This window comes from Stenotrophomonas sp. AS012628, from assembly GCF_010608305.1.
GTDB classification, from domain to species: domain Bacteria; phylum Pseudomonadota; class Gammaproteobacteria; order Xanthomonadales; family Xanthomonadaceae; genus Stenotrophomonas; species Stenotrophomonas geniculata.
On record NZ_VMBJ01000058.1, the window covers coordinates 1 to 16,546 of the forward strand.

Below are 16,546 nucleotides of genomic sequence, written 5' to 3' on the forward strand. Positions count from 1 at the left end.
CAAGGCTACATGGACGTACTTGCGCCGTCCCCGCATACGCACAGTGCCCCGCCATCCCACGGGATGCCCACTATTGCCGTTGCTTCGGCTGTTGCTCTGGCTTGAGGCAGGTGCAGGGCTGCAAGCCCTGCCGCCCCCCCCTCAGTGCAGGAGCGCTGCCACCGCCGCGCGGAACCCGTCCTGGGCCTGCCCGGACTCCGGCGCATGATGCAGCTGCCGCACCGCGCGTCCCAGCCGTGCCGCGCCGACGAAGCCACAACTGGCCTGCAACCGGTGCAGCTGGCTGCGCAGCTGACGCTCGTCGTGCTGGTCCACGGCCTGCTCGACCGCGTCGCGTACCCCCGGCAACTCGGCCAGGAACAGCTCGCGCAGGGCTATCAGGTGGTTGCGCTGGCCATTGAGCGCGGCCAGTGCCGCGGTCTCGTCCCAGTCCTGCACCTGCAGCTCGACCGCTGCCGGGGCCGGGGCGACAAAGATCCCCGCCGGGCTGTTCACCAGCGCGCGGCGCACGGCTTTCAGCAACTGGTCGCGGCCCAGCGGCTTGACCAGCGTGTCGCTGAAGCCAGCTTCACGCAGGCGGGCATGGATGGAGGTGTCGCCGTCGGCGGTATGCGCCAACGCCGGGGTGTCGGGGTGTGAACGGCGCAGTTCGCGCAGCAGCTGCGCGCCATTGCCGTCCGGCAGGTTGACGTCGATCAGCCACAGGTCATGCGCGCCGGGTTCGGCGCTCGCCAGCGCACTGGCCAGTGAATCTGCGGTGTCCACGTCCGCCGGTAACGTTTCCAACGCCGCCTTGAAAAAACCGCGGCTGATGATGTCGTCCTCGACAAGCAGGAAGCGGGGCCGGCTGGCCCGCGGGGTCATCTGCATCAGGGCTGCCTCCATGTCAGCTGTTGCAATCATCAAGCACGGCGGCGGCGGGCGCAAGCGGGTCCGGGCCCTGCCGGTCAGGATCTGCGACAATACGCCCCCATTTTTGCCCGCAGCCTGTTGCCACGTGGCCCGATCCCGCTCCCGCATCGACCGTACCCCGTTCCAGACCGAGATCCTCGACCTCAGCCATGATGGTCGCGGCGTCGCCCGCCGTGAGGGTGAGGGCGGCAAGGTCACCTTCGTCAGCGGCGCACTGCCGGGTGAGGTGGTCATGGCCGAACAGACCGCCCGCAGCCGCCATTTCGACGAAGCGCGCACGGTGGAAGTGCTGAAGGCCTCGCCGCAGCGCGTCACCCCGAAGTGCCCGCACTTCGGCACCTGTGCCGGCTGCGTGCTGCAGCACCTGGACGAAGACCAGCAGATTGTGGCCAAGCAGCGCGTGCTGATGGACAACCTGGAGCGCATCGGCCACGTGAAGCCGGGAACCGTGCTGGCGCCACTGGTCGGCGAGAGCTGGGGCTACCGGCGCAAGGGCCGCTTCTCGGTGCGCCGGGTCGAGAAGAAGGACAAGACCCTGGTCGGCTTCCGTGAACAGGATCCGCGTTTCGTCGCCGACCTCAGCCAGTGCCTGACCGTGATCCCGGAGATCGGCACCAAGGTCGAGGCGCTGTCCACCTTCATCGAATCGCTCGATGGCAAGCGTGACATCCCGCAGATCGAGTTCATCGCCGGTGACCAGGCCGTAGTCCTGACCGTGCGCCACCTGCAGCCGCTCAGCGACGCCGATCGTGCGGCCTGGGCCGCCTTCGGCCAGCAGCATGGCTTCGTGATCTACCTGCAGTCCGGCGGCGTGGACACCGTGCAGCCGCTGGACGGGCAGGGCGTGCCGCTGTCGTTCCGGCTGGCGCCGTGGGACGTGGAACTGGCGTTCCGCCCGCTGGACTTCATCCAGGTCAATGCCAAGCTCAACGAGAAGATGATCGCCCACGCCCTGGACCTGCTGGAACCGGGTGAGGACGAGCGCGTGCTGGACCTGTTCTGCGGCCTGGGCAATTTCACCCTGCCGCTGGCGCGCCGCGTGCGCGAAGTGGTCGGCGTGGAAGGCGATGCCGGCCTGGTCGCGCGTGCCCGTGAGAACGCCGAGCGCAATGGCCTGGCCAACGCCCAGTTCTTCAGCGCCGACCTGACCCAGGACCAGCGCAGCACGCCGTGGATGCGCCAGGGCTTCGACAAGCTGCTGCTGGACCCGCCGCGCTCGGGCGCGATCGAAGTGCTGCAGCAGCTGCCGCTGAAGCAGTTCAAGCGCATCGTCTACGTCAGCTGCCACCCGGGCTCGCTGGCCCGCGATGCCGGCTATCTGGTCAACGAACAGGGCTTCACCCTGGTCAGCGCCGGTGCCATGGACATGTTCCCGCACACCGCACACGTGGAAAGCATCGCGGTGTTCGAGAAGCGCTGATCTGTCATGCCCATCGCGCATAATGGTGCGATGGGCATCGAAATCGAACGCAAATTCCTCGTCAGCAGCGATGGCTGGCGCGCCGCCGCGCACCGGGTGATCCCGATGGCGCAGGGCTACATCAACGACATGGGGGCGCTTGACCGCGGCACCCAGAACGCCTCGGTGCGGGTGCGCATCGAAGGCGACCACGCCGCGTTGAACCTGAAGTCGCGCACCATCGGCCATACCCGCCAGGAGTTCGATTACCCGATCCCGGTGGACGATGCACGCGCACTGCTGGCGTTGTGCGTGGGTGGTCTGATCGACAAACGCCGTCATCTGGTCGAACACGCCGGCCTGACCTGGGAGGTGGACGAGTTCCTCGGCGACAACGCCGGCCTGGTGGTGGCCGAGGTCGAGCTGGACAGCGCCGACCAGGCGATCGACCTGCCGGATTGGGTGGGTGCCGAAGTCACCGACGATGCGCGCTACTACAACGTCGCGCTGGCCAGTCACCCCTATTCACAGTGGTGAACCCCAAAAAGGGGACGGAGGGGATTAAGTCGTCTTTACCCCACCTGTGCGGGAACCGACTTAGTCCCCTCCGTCCCCTTTTAACGAGGGAGGCGGGCCCCATGTCGTGGGGATGAGAATCGATATCTACTCCGACGTGGTCTGCCCCTGGTGCTGGATCGGCAAGCATCGTTTCCAGCAGGGCGTGCAGTTGCTGGGCGCGAACGCGCCTGAACTCGATATCCACTGGCAGCCGTTCCAGCTGGATCCGGATGCGGACGCCACCCCGGTGCCGCTGCGCGAGGCCTACGTGCGCAAGTTCGGGGGCGTCGAGCGTACCGAGCAGATCCTCGGCCAGACCCAGAGCACCGCGCGTGCCGAGGGCCTGCCGATGGACTTCAGCCAGGGCCAGGTGCGGGTGACCACGCTGCCGGCGCACCGGGTGCTGTGGCTGGCCGGCGAGCATGGCGTGCAGGATGCGGTCGGCGAGGCTCTGTTCCGCGCTCACTTCGAGCACGGCCAGAACCTGGCCGACCCCGCGGTGCTGATCAAGGCCGGCGTGGCGGGCGGCCTCGACGCCGGCGAAATCGCGCAGATGCTGGCCTCCGACCGCGGCCTGGCCGAGGTCGAAGCCAAGCTGGCGCAGGCCCATGCATTGGGCGTTTCTTCGGTGCCGACCTTCGTCATCGATGGGAAGTGGGCCATTTCCGGGGCACAGCCGCCGGAGGCCTTCGCCAACGCCCTGCGCCAGATCGCGGCCGAACAGGGCGCTCCGGCAGCGTCGGCTGACGGCGACGAGGCCTGCGGCCCGGACGGCTGCAAGGTCTGACCTGCCCCCCCAAAAGGGGACGGAGGGGATCAAGAGGTATCCAGCCCACCTGGGTCGATTGCGCCTTGATCTCCTCCGTCCCCTTTTTCTGACCACTGCGCCTGTCGGCCGGTTCTGCGACAATGCGGCACTGCGCCATGCGGGCGCGCGTTGTGGAGATCGACCATGCTGCTGATCGGCGTTGCCGGTACCGAACTGACCGCCCAGGAACGTGACTGGCTGCAGCACGATGCCGTGGCCGGGGTGGTGCTGTTCAAGCGCAACTTCGCCTCGCGCCAGCAGGTGACCGATCTGAGCGCGGCCATCCGCGCCGCTGCCCCACGCCCGCAGCTGATCTGCGTGGACCAGGAAGGCGGCCGCGTGCAGCGTTTCCGCGAGGGTTACAGCGATCTGCCGCCACTGCAGGACATTGGTGCGCTGTATGCCACCGACCCGCAGCAGGCCTTGGCATTGGCCGAACGGCACGCCTGGCTGATGGCCAGCGAGGTACGGGCCAGCGGTGTGGACCTGAGCTTCGCGCCGGTGGTCGACCTTGGCCGTGGCAACCGTGCCATCGGCAACCGCGCCTTCAGTGAAGACCCGCAGGTGGTGGCCGCGTTCACCGCCGCCTACGTGCGCGGCATGCATTCGGTCGGCATGGCCGCCACGCTCAAGCATTTCCCCGGCCACGGTACCGTGCTGGAAGACACCCACGTGGATACCGCGATCGACCCGCGCGCGCTGGACGAGCTGCGCGCGCAGGACCTGGTGCCATTCCAGGCCGGCATCGCCGCCGGTGCCGACGCGGTGATGATGGCGCACGTGATCTACCCGCAGATTGCGCCTGAACCGGCCGGCTACTCGCCGCGCTGGATCCAGGACATCCTGCGCGGCGAGCTCGGCTTCCGCGGCGTGGTGTTCTCCGATGACATCGGCATGGCCGCCTCGCACAGCGCCGGTGGTGTGTCCGCGCGCGTGCACGCGCATCTGGATGCCGGCTGCGACGTGGTGCTGGTCTGCCACCCGGAACTGGTCGATGAAGCCCTGCACGCGGTGCAGGGACGCTCCCTCAATACTGCTGCGCTGCTGGGCCTGATCGGCCGTGGCGCGCTTGGCTGGGATGGCCTGCTGGCCGATGCCCGCCATGGCGACACCCAATCCCGTCTGCTTGAAACCCTTGGAAGAACCGTCTGATGCCCAACCTCACCATTTCCCAGGCCCTGGCCCAGGCTGACCTGCTGGTCGACCGCCCCACCATCGACAAGGCCATCGCTGGTATCGCCGACGCCATCGCGCGCGATTACAAGGGCGAGGTGCCGCTGTTCCTGTCCATCATGCACGGTGCGCTGCCGTTCGCCGGCCAGCTGGCGCTGGAACTGGGCGCGCGCGGCCAGGACGTGCAGTTCGATTACCTGCACGCTACCCGTTACCGCGGTGAAACCACCGGCGGCGACCTGGTCTGGAAGCACAAGCCGGCCACTTCGCTGTTCGGCCGCCGCGTGCTGCTGGTTGACGATATCCTGGACGAGGGCTACACCCTGCAGGGTGTGCGCACCTGGTGCCTGGAACAGGGCGCGACCGACGTGCGCATCGCCGCGATGACGGTGAAGAAGCACGACCGCGCGCTGCCGGACGTGACCGCCGACTACGCCGGCATCGAACTGCCGGACCGCTACGTGTTCGGCTTCGGCATGGACGTCAATGAAACCCTGCGCTGCGTGCCGGCCATCTACGCGATGAAGGAATAACGGCGCAGCCGCCCGCGGCGCGTCTTCTTCTGCCGCCGGCATCCTCGGGTGCCGGCGTTCGTCTTTTCATGGAGTGCTTCGAATGCAACAGATCGCCCTGGCCGTGATCGGCGGTACCGGTGTCTACAATCTGGCCAAGCTTGACGATGTGCAGACCCACGAGGTCGACACCCGCTTCGGCCGCCCGTCGGGCCCGGTGCGCGTCGGTACGCTGCTCGGCCATCGCGTGGCGTTCCTGGCGCGGCATGGCGAAGGCCATTCGCTGCCGCCGCACAAGATCAACTACCGCGCCAACCTGGCCGCGCTGCAGCAACTGGGCGCGCAGCGCGTGCTGGCGTTGAACACGGTGGGGGGCATCACCGAACACTTTGGTCCGCGCGTGCTGGCCTGCCCGGACCAGATCATCGACTACACCTGGGGCCGCATCAGCACGATCTGTGAAGAAGAAGGCACCGACGTGGTCCACGTCGATTTCGGCCACCCGTACACGCCGATGCTGCGCAGCAAGATCCTGGCCGCGGCCAAAGTGACCGGTGTCACGGTCCATGACGGTGGCTGCTACGGCGCAACGCAGGGCCCGCGCCTGGAAACCATCGCTGAAATCGCCCGTATGCGCCGCGACGGCTGCGACCTGGTGGGCATGACCGGCATGCCGGAAGCCGCGCTGGCACGCGAGCTGGGGCTGGATTACGCCTGCCTGGCGATCATCGCCAACTGGGCTGCCGGGTGTGGTGATGGCGAGGAGATTACGATGGCCGAAGTGCTGGCCAACGTGCAGGCGGCCGGCAACGGACTTCCGGAACTGGTGGGCGAATTGGCACGGGGGTGATTGTCTTCCCCGAGCAAGCTTTGCATACTCAGCTTGTGCGCGGGTTCAGCGTACACCACCCATTCATTGCATAAGGTCTCGCATCACCATGCCGAACGGTACCGTCAAGTGGTTCAACGACGCCAAGGGATTTGGCTTCATCTCGCCGGAGGATGGCAGCGCCGACGTGTTCGCGCACTTCTCCGCCATCAACTCCAAGGGCTTCCGCAGCCTGCAGGAAGGCCAGCGTGTCACCTATGACGTGACCCAGGGCCCGAAGGGTGCCCAGGCTTCGAACATCACGCCGGCCGAGTGATCCACTCGACAGTGCGTTGAAAACCCCGCTCCGGCGGGGTTTTTTTTTGCGCGGCATGCCTGCGGCCCGTTCGCGATCCACCCACCTCGGGCACAATGCGCCCATGAAGGAACGACTGCGCATCGCCGTGATCGGCTACGGTACCGCTGGACAGGCAGTGTCCATCCTGCTCACCCGTGACGGCCACGAGGTGGAGATCTTCGAACGCGTGCCCACGCCGGGACCGGTGGGCGCCGGCTTCCTGCTGCAGCCCAGCGGCCTGCAGGTACTGTGGCAGATGGGCCTGCTTGATTCCGTGCGCGCACATGCCGCGCCGGTGCACCGCCTGTATGGCGACACGCCGTGCGAGCGCGCGGTGATGGACATGCGTTACGACGGACTGGATGCGCGCCTGCACGGCCTGGGCATGCAGCGCGGGGCCTTGTTCTCGCTGCTGGACGAAGCGCGCGCGGGTGCAGGCCAGTTGCATGCGGGCGTCAGCATCGCGGCGGTGGATGCCGAGCAGGGCCGCCTGCGCGACAGCGACGGTCGCATGCACGGCCCGTTCGATCTGGTGGTGGCCGCCGATGGCGCCGCCTCGACGCTGCGCGGTACGATCGCCGGCGGTGCAGGGCTGGACCGCGTGTATCCGTGGGGGGCGCTGTGGTGCCTGCTGCCGGCCGAAGACTGGCCGCACGTGCGGGAGCTGCGCCAGCGCTACGTGGCCGCGCGCAAGATGATCGGGCTGCTGCCGGTCGGTACGCGCCCCGGTGATGACACGCCGCGCCTGAGCTTCTTCTGGAGCCTGCCACGCGCCGACTTCGAGCGCTGGCAGGCCGACGGCATGGTCCCCTGGCTGGATGAACTGCATGCACTGTGGCCGCAGGCCAGTGCGCGCTTCGCCCATCTGCGCGATGCCGGCCAGCTGGCGCGTGCGGTCTATCGCGATGCAGTGATGACGCGCTGGCACCAGGGCCGCATGGTGCTGGCCGGTGATGCCGCGCATGCGATGAGCCCGCAGCTGGGGCAGGGCGTGAACATGGCGCTGCTCGATGCGTTGGCATTGCGCGATGCCGTGCGCGCGCAGGGGGGCGGTGCCGAAGCGTTGCAGGCGTACCAGGCGCAACGCAGGGCGCACGTTGCGGTGTACCAGCGCTGGAGTCGTTGGCTGACGCCGCTGTTCCAGTCCAACCGCGACGCCTGGGCCAAGGCGCGTGATGTGCTGCTGGGCCCGATGGGGCGCCTGCCCGGTGGCCGTGGCCACATGCTGCGCGTGCTCAGTGGCACCCAGCACGGCTGGTTCGGTGCGCTCGCACTGGATCCGGCTTTCGTCGACGCATTGGCCACCGCAGCGGAGACACCTCCCATCAACGCGATCACGGCCAATGCGTGAAGCGCGTCGTCACGTGAATTAACGGTTGCCTCACCGCGGATATGCGAGAAGTAGGTTGCACGCGATTGCGCGTCGCCCGTTTTCCTTTCCGTGATCAACATCGCGCGTGGCCCGGGCGGCGCTGCCGTTGCGGCCTGTTGCGGCCCGGACGTGCCGCCTGTTGTTGAAGAGGAGGACGCCATGTTGTTCGCGGTCGAGGAGCTGGAATCGGAAATCTGCAAGCTGCGCGGATTGCTGCAGATGCTGCACGAGGACCAGCCCGACGTACTGGAGGACGTGTTCGAGTTCCATGTCGGCAGCCTGATCAGTCATGCATCAGCGGAGCACCACGCGCGCATCCGCACCTGCGCGCAGGAGATGCTGGCGGCGATCCAGGCGTTGCCGCGACGACGTGAAGATGACACGCCCGATTTCCGGTTGATGCCGCAGCTGGGCATTCGTCCGGCCTGATTCAAGCTTCCGGCAGTTCCACCAAGGCGCCCTGCACGCAGACGATCATCTGCTCGCCAGGGACGGGGGCAGGGACGATTCCGGCGGTAAACGCGGAGAAGGCGGGCAGGATTGTCGTCCGGTCGCGCAGCCAGAACGCGGCGAAGCGCCGCCGCAGCGGCGGCAAGGCAACCTGCGGATGCAGATGCCCGGCGATCACATGCAGCTCTGCATCGGGCATCGGCTCATGCCGAAGCAGGAACGGCCCCAGCCGTACTTCATCGTGGATCCGGACCTGCAACTGCGCATGCGGCAGCTGGCGGTCGTGATTGCCGCGCAGAACATGCACGTCCAGTGCGGCATTGCGTTCACGCCATCCCAGCCATTGCTGGTACCAGGCAGCGCGATGCGCCGGCCCATGCAGGATGTCGCCCAGGATCCACAGCTCGCGGCAGGCATGCCTGTCCAGCAGCCCCTGCAGGCGTTGCAGGTCTTCGCCGGTGCCGCCGCTGGGCAACGCGATGCCGGCACGACGGAATACATCGGCTTTGCCCAGGTGCAGGTCGGCGATCAACAGCGCCTGCCGCGCAGGCCAGTACAGTGCACGCGCGCCAAGCAGAATCAGCGATTCGCCGGCGCGCAGCAGCGGCAGTTCATCGGCCATGGCGGCGCTCCAGCTGCTGGGCCGCGCGTTGCACACGGGTGCGCCAGTCTTCGTTGCTGAACTGCCCGCGCAGGCGTTCGGCCCACAGTGGAAAGCCCAGCGGTGTGAGTGATGCCGGGTGCTGCACCGAGAAGACCTGCATGCCGATCCTTGCCAGTACCTGCTGCAGCCCTGGGAGGTCCAGGCTGTCGTGCAGCACTTCGCGTTCGGCCAATGCCAACAGCAGGTGGCCGGGATCATGCTCGCGCAGTACGTCGTAGAGCAGGCCCGCCGAGGCCTGCAGCTGGCGCAGCGACCGCGGCATGCCTCCGGGCAGGTTGGGCACCAGCAGGCCGGATACGCGTGCGATGCCACGGAACTGGCGCCGCGCCAGCTCGCCCAGGTTCACTGCCGCGCGCAGATCGTCCAGCAGCTGATCGGGGGTGAACAATGCGCGCCATTGCGCCGCATCCAGATCGATCGCCTGCGCCGGTGCCAGCACCAGGCCATGATCGTTCACCGCATAGCCGATGCTGTTGCGCTGCCAGCGGGTACAGCGCAGTGCCAGCAGGGCGGCCAGCGCCTCGTGCACGTGGCGGCCGGCAAAGGGGTAGACGAACAGGAACTGGCCTTCGCGGCGCCGCACCTCTTCCACCAGCAGATGTTCCGGGCCGGGAAGCGCCGACAACTGCTGCTGCAGTGCCAGCAACGGTGACAACCAGCGTGATTCGGCACTGTCGTCGGCGCCGGACAGTACCCACTCCAGCTCACGGCCGAGCGGCATCGACAGCGGCAACTGGCCTCCCTGCCAGCGCGGCACCACACCATCGCCGCGCCCTCGCGCCAGCCGCACGAAGGCGGTCATGTCGCGCAGCTGCACCAGTTCCAGCAGGCGCCCGGCGAACTGGAAGCGATCACCACGGCGCAGGCGGCTGGCGAACTGTTCCTCCACCGCGCCCAGGCCACCCCCACGCAGAAACTGCACGCGCACGCTGCCATCGCTGCTGATGGTGCCGATCGACAGCCGATGACGCAGTGCCTGGCGGCGATCGTGCATGCGGTAGCAGCCGTCGTCATCGCGCACGACCTTGTGGAAATCAGGGTACTGGGCCAGCGCCTGGCCGCCCTGCACGATGAAGGTCAGTACCGCCTGCCATTGGCCGTCGCCGAGCGATGCGAAGGCGTGGGTGCGCCGCACCTGCGCCAGTAGCGCATCGCTGTCGAAGCCACCGGCCAGCGCGCGGCTGACCGCATGCTGGGCCAGCACATCCAGCGACAGCGTCGGCGGCCTGCGTGCTTCGACCACGCCGGCGGCCAATGCACGGCGCACGGCGGCGTACTCGGCCAGTTCCAGCGCATGGCTGGGCACGCACAGGATGGAGCCGCTGGCACCCGGGCGGTGGCGCGCACGTCCGGCGCGTTGGCGCAGGCGGGCCACACCCTTCGGGCTGCCCAGCTGCAGTACCTGCTCAACCTCGGGGAAGTCCACGCCGAGGTCGAGGCTGGAGGTGGCCACCACGCAGCGCAGCACGCCCGCGCGCAGGCCATCCTCCACCTGCTGGCGCAGCGCCGGATCCAGTGAGCCGTGGTGCAGCGCAAGCGTGCCCTGGTCTTCGGGCCAGACCGCGGCCAGCGCCTGATGCCATAGTTCCGCCTGCGCACGCGTATTGGTGAACAGCAGGCTGCTGCGTGCCTGCATCAACGCGTCCAGCACGCGCGGCAGTTGCGCCAGGCCAAGATGCCCGGCCCAGGGGAAACGTTCGCCGGGGTCGGGCAGCAGGCTGCGCACGCCGACTGCGCGCGGGCGCACGCCCTGCACGATGGGCGCGTCGGGCTGCCCGGGCAGCAGCACGTCGCGTGCTTCATCAAGATTGCCCAGCGTGGCCGAGAGCCCCCACAGCTGCAACGCGGGGGCGATGTCGCGCAGCAGCGCCAGGTTCAGTTGCAGCAGCACTCCCCGCTTGTTGCCCAGCAGTTCATGCCACTCGTCCACCACCACGCAGCGCAGCTGGCGCATGCGTGCCACGGTATCGGGATAGCTCAGCAGCAGCGCCAGCGATTCGGGCGTGGTCACCAGCACGTCGATGCGGCCTTCGCGGGCCTGGCGCCGCTCGCGGTTGCTGGCGTCACCGCTGCGCAGGCCGACACGCCATCCCAGTCCCAGGCCGTCGACGACGGCCTGAAGGGCGCGGGCGGTATCACTGGCCAACGCGCGCAAAGGCGTCACCCACAGCACCTGCAGTGGGCGCACCGCGCTGGCCCTGCGGGGCGGTGGCGGTGGATCGACCAGCGCCTGCAGCAACGGCCCACCGAACATCGCCAGCGTCTTGCCGCTGCCCGTGGGCGTATGCAGCAACCCGGATTCGCCGGCCAGGTAGTGGCGCCACATTGCGCGCTGGAATGGCAGTGAGCGCCAGCCGCGTGCCGCGAACCAGTCTTCCAGCCTGCGCAGCGCCTGGCTGCGGTTCATCGCGCCAGCGCCTGCAGCGTAGCCAGCTGATCGGCCTCGCTGGCAGGCTTGTCGTGGCGCCAGCGCAGGATGCGCGGAAAGCGCACGGCGATACCGGATTTGTGCCGGCTGCTGCGGTTGACCGCTTCGAAACCCAGTTCGAACACCTGTTCGGCGCGCACGCTGCGCACTGGACCGAAGCGCTCGCGGGTGTTGGCGCGGATCCAGCGGTCGAGCGCGAGGATCTCCTTGTCGTCCAGGCCCGAATACGCCTTGGCCACCGGCACCAGCGTGTCTCCGTCCCAGACGCCGAAGGTGTAGTCGGTGTACAGCGTGCTGCGCCGCCCATGGCCGGCCTGGGCGTACAGCAGCACCGCGTCGATCGTGAGTGGATCGACCTTCCATTTCCACCAGTCGCCGCGTCGTCGCCCGGTCTGGTAGGGCGAGACACGCCGTTTCAGCATCAGACCTTCCACGCCGCGTTCGCGTGCCACGTCGCGCATCGCTGCTGCCCGTTGCCAATCGTCGGCGTCAACGTCGGGCGACAGCTGGATCCGCACATCGTCCAGCGCACCGATGACCTCAGTGAGCCGCGTACGCCGTTCCTGCAACGGCAGCTCACGCAGGTCCGCGCCATCGACTTCCAGCAGGTCATAGGCGAGCACGCGCACCGGCGTGTTGCGCAGGGTGGCCGCACCGGGTTTGCGGCGCTGGATGCGGGTCTGCAGCGCGGTGAAGGCACGCGGCAGGTTGGCGTTTTCGTCCCAGGCCAGCAGCTCGCCGTCCAGTACGCAGCCATCGGGAAGCGCCATCGCGGCCTGCTCGATTTCGGGGAAGCGGCCATCCAGCCGCTCTTCGCCACGCGACCACAATGCGACCTCGCCACGCCGGCGAAGCAGCTGCAGGCGAATGCCATCCCATTTCCATTCCAGCAGCCAGTCATCGATCGGGCCGAGCCGTTCGGCAGGTTCACCTTCCAGTGGCGATGCGAGGAAGAACGGGTAGGGCTGCTGACGGTCCAGCGGAAGCTCATCCGGCGACAGCAGCTGAGCCAGCAGCCCGGGCGAGGGCACCCACTCGCCAAGCATGCGCTGGGCGATGCGTGCGATGTCCAGGCCGGACCATTCGGCCAGCGCCTGCTGTACCAGCCGCTGCGAAACACCTACGCGCAGGGCACCGGTCAGCAGCTTGTTGAACACCAGGCGTTCGCTGCTGCACAGCTGCTGCCAGCCTGCGACGACCGCCGCACGGCGCACTGCTTCGGCTTGATTGGCCACCGCCAGCAGATGTTGTTCGATCCATTCGGCCAAGGGGCGGTCGACAGCTGGCCGGGATGGATCATCCAGCAGCAGGGTCAGCGTTTCGGCCAGGTCCCCCACCTGCGCATAGCTGTCCTCCACCAACCAGGGCGGCAGGCCCGATTCCTCGCTCACCCACGCGCGCAGTTCGCTGCTGGCGGCGATCTTCCGGCGTGCGCCGCCCACCTTGCCGCCGCTGAGCAGGTACAGCGCCCATGCCGCGTCATGCGCACGCGCCTGGCGGAAGTAGTCGACCAGCGCCGCACGCTTGTCCAGCGTGGCGGTGCTGCGATCCAGGCGCTGGTAGAGCGCAGCGAATGCCTTCATTCTTCGCTCCCGAAATCGGTACGGAAGGCTTCGGCAGCCACGCCGCGCTCGCGCAGGAACGGAATCAACGCATCGGTATTGCCATGGGTGGCGATCACCCGCTGGGCGCCCGTCTGTTCGATGGTCTGCAGCAGTGCTGGCCAGTCGGCGTGATCGGAAATGACAAAACCGCGATCGACATTGCGACGCCGCCGATTGCCGCGCAGCTGCATCCAGCCGGATGCGAAGCCCAGCTGGTGGCGGCCGAAGCGACGCATCCAAGGCGTGCCCGCAGCTGACGGCGGCGCGAGGATCAGCTGGCCGGCGGCATCCGGCTGGCGGCCCTGTTCGGCCACGGTGAGCGTCTCCAGCATCGGTACGCCGGCCTGCCGGTAGACCGCCACACCATTGGCGATGGCGCCATGCAGCCAGGCCGGGCGATCGTCCAGTGGCCGCAGTTCGGCCAGCACCCGTTGCGCCTTGCCCAATGCATAGCACAGCAGGATCGCCGCTTCGCCACGTTGTTCGCATTCGCGGCGCCACGCCACGATTTCCGCCGCCACCGCCGGCGTGTCCGGCCAGCGGTAGATGGGCAGGGCGAACGTGGCTTCGGTGATGAAGGTATCGCAGGGCACCACTTCGAACGGCGCGCAGGTCGGGTCGGGCTGGCGCTTGTAGTCGCCCGAGGCCACCCAGACCTGCCGGCCGTCGTCGATGCGTACCTGCGAAGAGCCGAGGACATGGCCGGCAGGGTGCAGCGATACCTGCACCTTCCCCAGGCGGAACGGCACGCCCTCGACGTGCGCCTGCACCGGCACGTCACCCAGGCGCCAGCGCAGGATCGGCAGGCTGCCTTCGCTGCAGTGGTACTCGCCCATGCCCGGACGGGCATGGTCGCCGTGGCCATGGGTGATGACCGCGCGCGCTACCGGTCGCCACGGGTCGATATGAAAATCGCCGGCGGCGCAGTACAGCCCCTCCGGGCGCAGCACCACCAGATCGTCGTTGCCTGCCATGTGGTCACTGTGGCCTGCGTCTCGTGCAGAGGGTGAGAACCGGCCTGAACACGGGCTTGGCAGGCGATGCGGCACAATCGGGCCGCAGACCTCTTGCCGCCAGGATGGACCGGATGAGTGGACCCAGCTTCAGCAGCAACGCGCCGTATGAAACCCATGTGGTGCTGAACCAGCCGCCGCCGTTCGCAGGGCGACAGTTGTGGACCGACGACGTGGCGCTGATGGAAGCCGTGCAGCGCGAAGGCGCCGCCAGCTTCGCGCCGCGGCTGGGTGGCTATGGTGCACTCGCCGGTGATGAACTGTACCGGCTCGGCTTCGATGCCAACCGTGATCGTCCGCGGCTACGCACGCATGATGCACAGGGCCATCGCATCGACACGGTGGAGTTCCATCCGGCCTATCACCGGTTGATGGACGCGGCCAAATCGCACGGCGTCGCAGGATTGTCCTGGCATGAGCCGCAGCCTGGCGCACACGTGGCACGTGCGGTGTTGAGCTACCTGCATCACCAGGCCGAGGCGGGCACCAGCTGCCCGTTGACCATGACCCATGCGGCGGTGGCGGTGCTGCATTCGCAGCCGCATCTGGCCGAGTGGGCGCGCAAGGCCGCTGCACCGGTCTATGACCCGCGCGACGTGCCGGTGGCGGACAAGGCCGGCATCACCCTGGGCATGGGCATGACCGAGAAGCAGGGCGGCTCGGATGTCCGTGCCAACAGCACGCGCGCCGAACCGATCGATGGCGAGCGTTATCGCCTGGTCGGCCACAAGTGGTTCTTTTCCGCGCCGATGTGCGATGGCTTCCTGGTGCTGGCGCAGGCGCCGGGAGGACTGACCTGCCTGCTGATGCCGCGCCGGCTGGCCGATGGTGACCGCAATGCGTTCCGGTTGATGCGGCTGAAGGACAAGCTTGGCGACTGGGCCAACGCCTCCAGCGAGGTCGAGTTCTGCGGCGCACAGGCATGGCGCGTGGGCGAAGAGGGGCGCGGCGTGGCCACCATCATCGGCATGGTGATGATGACCCGCCTGGACTGCATGCTGGGTGCGGCGGCAGAGATGCGCATGGCGCTGGCGCAGGCGCTGCACCACGCACGCCATCGACGCACCTTCGGCAAGCTGCTGGTCGAGCACCCGTTGATGACCAACGTGCTGGCTGATCTGGCGCTGGAGTCGGAAGCGGCCACGGTGTTGGCGATGCGCATCGCACGCGCGGTGGATCGTGCCGGTGTGGATGCCAATGAAGCGGCGATGGCGCGGTTGGGGACGGCACTGGGCAAGTACTGGCTGTGCAAGCGCGCACCGGCTTTCGTCAATGAAGCGCAGGAATGCCTGGGCGGTGCAGGCTACGTAGAGGAGTCGATGCTGCCGCGCCTGTACCGGCAGGCACCGTTGAATTCGATCTGGGAGGGCAGCGGCAACATCCAGTGCCTGGATGTGCTGCGCGCGCTGGCGCGTGAGCCGGAGGCGATGGCGGCGTTGCGCGGTGAGCTGGCGTCGGTGGCTGATCGTGATGCGCGCTATGCAGCGTCATTGCAGCGTTGGGCAGCGGCGCCGCCACCGGAGGAAGCGCAGGCGCGGCTGTTCTGCGAGCGTACCGCGCTGCTGCTGCAGGCGGCGCTGCTGCTGCGTGCGCGCAGCCCGATGGCGGAGGCGTTTGTGCGCAGCCGGCTGGAAAGGGAGCATGGGCTGGCGTTTGGGACGCTGCCGGCGGGGCTGGAGCTGACGGCGATGCTGGCGCGCGCGCTGCCGTAGGGAATGGCCAACGGCGGTGCCCCTCGTGGTGGGCGCTGATACTGATGGATGGGCCGCGCGGCTAGGTCGCGCAGGGGGCGCCGTGAATACGTCCTTGTAGGCACGGGCGCGCCATCCATGGCGCTTACGCCCCTGCGCAACCTACCCGCGCGGCCTTGGACGGTTTCCGTGCGGTCCACCACGGAATCAACAGAATGAGCGGAGAGCGAAAAGCAGAAAAGCCGCGGCAGTGCCGCGGCTTTTCCTGTAGCGCCGAGCCGATGCTCGGCTGCCGATACACCTCAGTGCTTGGCTTCTTCCTTGGCGGCGTTGGCCTTGGCGTCATTGGCGACATCACGTGCCTTGTCGGCAACCTTCTGCGCGGCGTTGGCGGTCGCGTCGCTGGCGTGTGCGGCGGCGTCGGTTGCGGCGTCCTTGGCCTTGTCGGCCGCGTTCGCGGTGGCGTCTGCAGCCTTGTCCAGCGCCTGCTGGGTATCGGCGGCGGCCTGCTCGGACGCGGCAGCGGTCTTGTCGGCGGCTTCGCGGGTGGCGGCAGCAGCCTTGTCGACGGCGTCGCGGGCGGCAGCGCCTGCGCTGTCGGCCGCCTGCTGTGCGTCCTGCTTGGCCTGTTCGGCTTCCGGGCCCTTGCAGGCGGCCAGGGCCAGCAGCAGGGAGGCGGCCAGCAGGGTGGTAGTGATCGGACGAATCTTCATGGCGGTCTCCGGTACTGCAATGGATGGGGACGCCAGCCTATTCATGCCGTTGTGAAGACGGGGTCGCGATGCAGCGGCTCAGT

16 protein-coding genes are annotated in these 16,546 nt (G+C 68.1%); 10 read left to right on the plus strand and 6 right to left on the minus strand.

Annotated elements, in window-relative coordinates; translation table 11 throughout:
- Positions 1-141: 141 nt before the first annotated feature.
- Positions 142-870: a response regulator gene (locus G5A07_RS19170; RefSeq protein ID WP_010482825.1), complete on the minus strand. Its 729-nt coding sequence runs from the start codon at positions 868-870 to the stop codon at positions 142-144.
- A gap of 127 nt (positions 871-997) precedes the next feature.
- Between G5A07_RS19170 and rlmD the strand changes: the two genes are divergently transcribed.
- The 9 genes from rlmD (at position 998) to G5A07_RS19215 (ending at position 8,329) form a co-directional block, all read left to right on the plus strand.
- On the plus strand, positions 998-2,332 hold the full coding sequence (gene rlmD / locus G5A07_RS19175) for a 23S rRNA (uracil(1939)-C(5))-methyltransferase RlmD (protein WP_010482826.1): 1,335 nt from the start codon (positions 998-1,000) through the stop codon (positions 2,330-2,332).
- A 30-nt stretch (positions 2,333-2,362) separates the two neighbouring features.
- Positions 2,363-2,848, plus strand: coding sequence for a CYTH domain-containing protein (locus G5A07_RS19180; RefSeq protein ID WP_043402365.1), 486 nt, complete (start codon positions 2,363-2,365; stop codon positions 2,846-2,848).
- Positions 2,849-2,960: 112 nt separating this feature from the next.
- A complete protein-coding gene (locus G5A07_RS19185) occupies positions 2,961-3,656 on the plus strand; it encodes a DsbA family oxidoreductase (RefSeq protein ID WP_191863836.1) in 696 nt (231 codons plus the stop codon).
- 165 nt (positions 3,657-3,821) lie between these two features.
- The gene (gene nagZ, locus G5A07_RS19190) at positions 3,822-4,829 is read left to right on the plus strand and encodes a beta-N-acetylhexosaminidase (RefSeq protein ID WP_191863837.1); all 1,008 of its coding nucleotides are present in this window, start codon (positions 3,822-3,824) and stop codon (positions 4,827-4,829) included.
- Positions 4,829-5,383 (plus strand): hypoxanthine-guanine phosphoribosyltransferase, encoded by a 555-nt coding sequence (locus G5A07_RS19195; RefSeq protein WP_005410592.1) that lies wholly within the window; start codon positions 4,829-4,831, stop codon positions 5,381-5,383. The genes nagZ and G5A07_RS19195 overlap by 1 nt, the downstream gene beginning before the upstream one ends.
- 82 nt (positions 5,384-5,465) lie before the next feature.
- Positions 5,466-6,212, plus strand: coding sequence for an S-methyl-5'-thioinosine phosphorylase (locus G5A07_RS19200; RefSeq protein ID WP_010482830.1), 747 nt, complete (start codon positions 5,466-5,468; stop codon positions 6,210-6,212).
- 88 nt (positions 6,213-6,300) lie between these two features.
- On the plus strand, positions 6,301-6,507 hold the full coding sequence (locus G5A07_RS19205) for a cold-shock protein (protein WP_005410590.1): 207 nt from the start codon (positions 6,301-6,303) through the stop codon (positions 6,505-6,507).
- 103 nt (positions 6,508-6,610) lie between these two features.
- Positions 6,611-7,879 carry an NAD(P)/FAD-dependent oxidoreductase gene (locus G5A07_RS19210; protein WP_191863838.1) on the plus strand — a complete coding sequence of 423 codons (1,269 nt, stop codon included), beginning with the start codon at positions 6,611-6,613 and terminating at the stop codon, positions 7,877-7,879.
- Between the two features lie 180 nt (positions 7,880-8,059).
- Positions 8,060-8,329, plus strand: a complete 270-nt coding sequence (locus G5A07_RS19215) for a hypothetical protein (RefSeq protein ID WP_019336695.1) — start codon at positions 8,060-8,062, stop codon at positions 8,327-8,329.
- Position 8,330: 1 nt separating this feature from the next.
- Here G5A07_RS19215 and pdeM read toward each other — a convergent pair whose 3' ends face one another.
- Genes pdeM through G5A07_RS19235 form a run of 4 tightly spaced genes read right to left on the minus strand, consistent with a single transcriptional unit; the run spans position 8,331 to position 14,020 of the window.
- The gene (gene pdeM, locus G5A07_RS19220; RefSeq protein WP_191863839.1) at positions 8,331-8,972 is read right to left on the minus strand and encodes a ligase-associated DNA damage response endonuclease PdeM; all 642 of its coding nucleotides are present in this window, start codon (positions 8,970-8,972) and stop codon (positions 8,331-8,333) included.
- A complete protein-coding gene (locus tag G5A07_RS19225) occupies positions 8,962-11,421 on the minus strand; it encodes a ligase-associated DNA damage response DEXH box helicase (RefSeq protein ID WP_191863840.1) in 2,460 nt (819 codons plus the stop codon). Before G5A07_RS19225 ends, pdeM begins: the two co-directional genes overlap by 11 nt.
- Positions 11,418-13,025 (minus strand): ATP-dependent DNA ligase, encoded by a 1,608-nt coding sequence (locus tag G5A07_RS19230; RefSeq protein ID WP_019336698.1) that lies wholly within the window; start codon positions 13,023-13,025, stop codon positions 11,418-11,420. The genes G5A07_RS19225 and G5A07_RS19230 overlap by 4 nt, the downstream gene beginning before the upstream one ends.
- Complete coding sequence (locus tag G5A07_RS19235) at positions 13,022-14,020, minus strand: ligase-associated DNA damage response exonuclease (protein ID WP_043402344.1); 999 nt, start codon at positions 14,018-14,020, stop codon at positions 13,022-13,024. The genes G5A07_RS19230 and G5A07_RS19235 overlap by 4 nt, the downstream gene beginning before the upstream one ends.
- Before the next feature lie 113 nt (positions 14,021-14,133).
- On the opposite strand from G5A07_RS19235, the gene G5A07_RS19240 reads away from it, so the two are divergent.
- Entirely contained in the window at positions 14,134-15,771 is a 1,638-nt protein-coding gene (locus tag G5A07_RS19240) for an acyl-CoA dehydrogenase family protein (RefSeq protein WP_191863841.1), read from the plus strand.
- 281 nt (positions 15,772-16,052) lie between these two features.
- On the opposite strand, the gene G5A07_RS19245 is transcribed toward G5A07_RS19240, so the two are convergent.
- Positions 16,053-16,463, minus strand: coding sequence for a hypothetical protein (locus G5A07_RS19245; protein ID WP_006461120.1), 411 nt, complete (start codon positions 16,461-16,463; stop codon positions 16,053-16,055).
- Positions 16,464-16,546 lie beyond the last annotated feature (83 nt).

Coding starts and splice junctions, on each gene's coding strand:
- G5A07_RS19230 (WP_019336698.1), bottom strand. CDS start 13,025: ATGAAGGCATTCGCTGCGCTCTACCAGCGCCTGGATCGCAGCACCGCC.
- G5A07_RS19205 (WP_005410590.1), top strand. CDS start 6,301: ATGCCGAACGGTACCGTCAAGTGGTTCAACGACGCCAAGGGATTTGGC.
- G5A07_RS19235 (WP_043402344.1), bottom strand. CDS start 14,020: ATGGCAGGCAACGACGATCTGGTGGTGCTGCGCCCGGAGGGGCTGTAC.
- G5A07_RS19240 (WP_191863841.1), top strand. CDS start 14,134: ATGAGTGGACCCAGCTTCAGCAGCAACGCGCCGTATGAAACCCATGTG.
- G5A07_RS19180 (WP_043402365.1), top strand. CDS start 2,363: ATGGGCATCGAAATCGAACGCAAATTCCTCGTCAGCAGCGATGGCTGG.
- G5A07_RS19170 (WP_010482825.1), bottom strand. CDS start 870: ATGCAGATGACCCCGCGGGCCAGCCGGCCCCGCTTCCTGCTTGTCGAG.
- G5A07_RS19195 (WP_005410592.1), top strand. CDS start 4,829: ATGCCCAACCTCACCATTTCCCAGGCCCTGGCCCAGGCTGACCTGCTG.
- G5A07_RS19200 (WP_010482830.1), top strand. CDS start 5,466: ATGCAACAGATCGCCCTGGCCGTGATCGGCGGTACCGGTGTCTACAAT.
- G5A07_RS19245 (WP_006461120.1), bottom strand. CDS start 16,463: ATGAAGATTCGTCCGATCACTACCACCCTGCTGGCCGCCTCCCTGCTG.
- pdeM (WP_191863839.1), bottom strand. CDS start 8,972: ATGGCCGATGAACTGCCGCTGCTGCGCGCCGGCGAATCGCTGATTCTG.
- G5A07_RS19185 (WP_191863836.1), top strand. CDS start 2,961: ATGAGAATCGATATCTACTCCGACGTGGTCTGCCCCTGGTGCTGGATC.
- G5A07_RS19225 (WP_191863840.1), bottom strand. CDS start 11,421: ATGAACCGCAGCCAGGCGCTGCGCAGGCTGGAAGACTGGTTCGCGGCA.
- G5A07_RS19210 (WP_191863838.1), top strand. CDS start 6,611: ATGAAGGAACGACTGCGCATCGCCGTGATCGGCTACGGTACCGCTGGA.
- nagZ (WP_191863837.1), top strand. CDS start 3,822: ATGCTGCTGATCGGCGTTGCCGGTACCGAACTGACCGCCCAGGAACGT.
- G5A07_RS19215 (WP_019336695.1), top strand. CDS start 8,060: ATGTTGTTCGCGGTCGAGGAGCTGGAATCGGAAATCTGCAAGCTGCGC.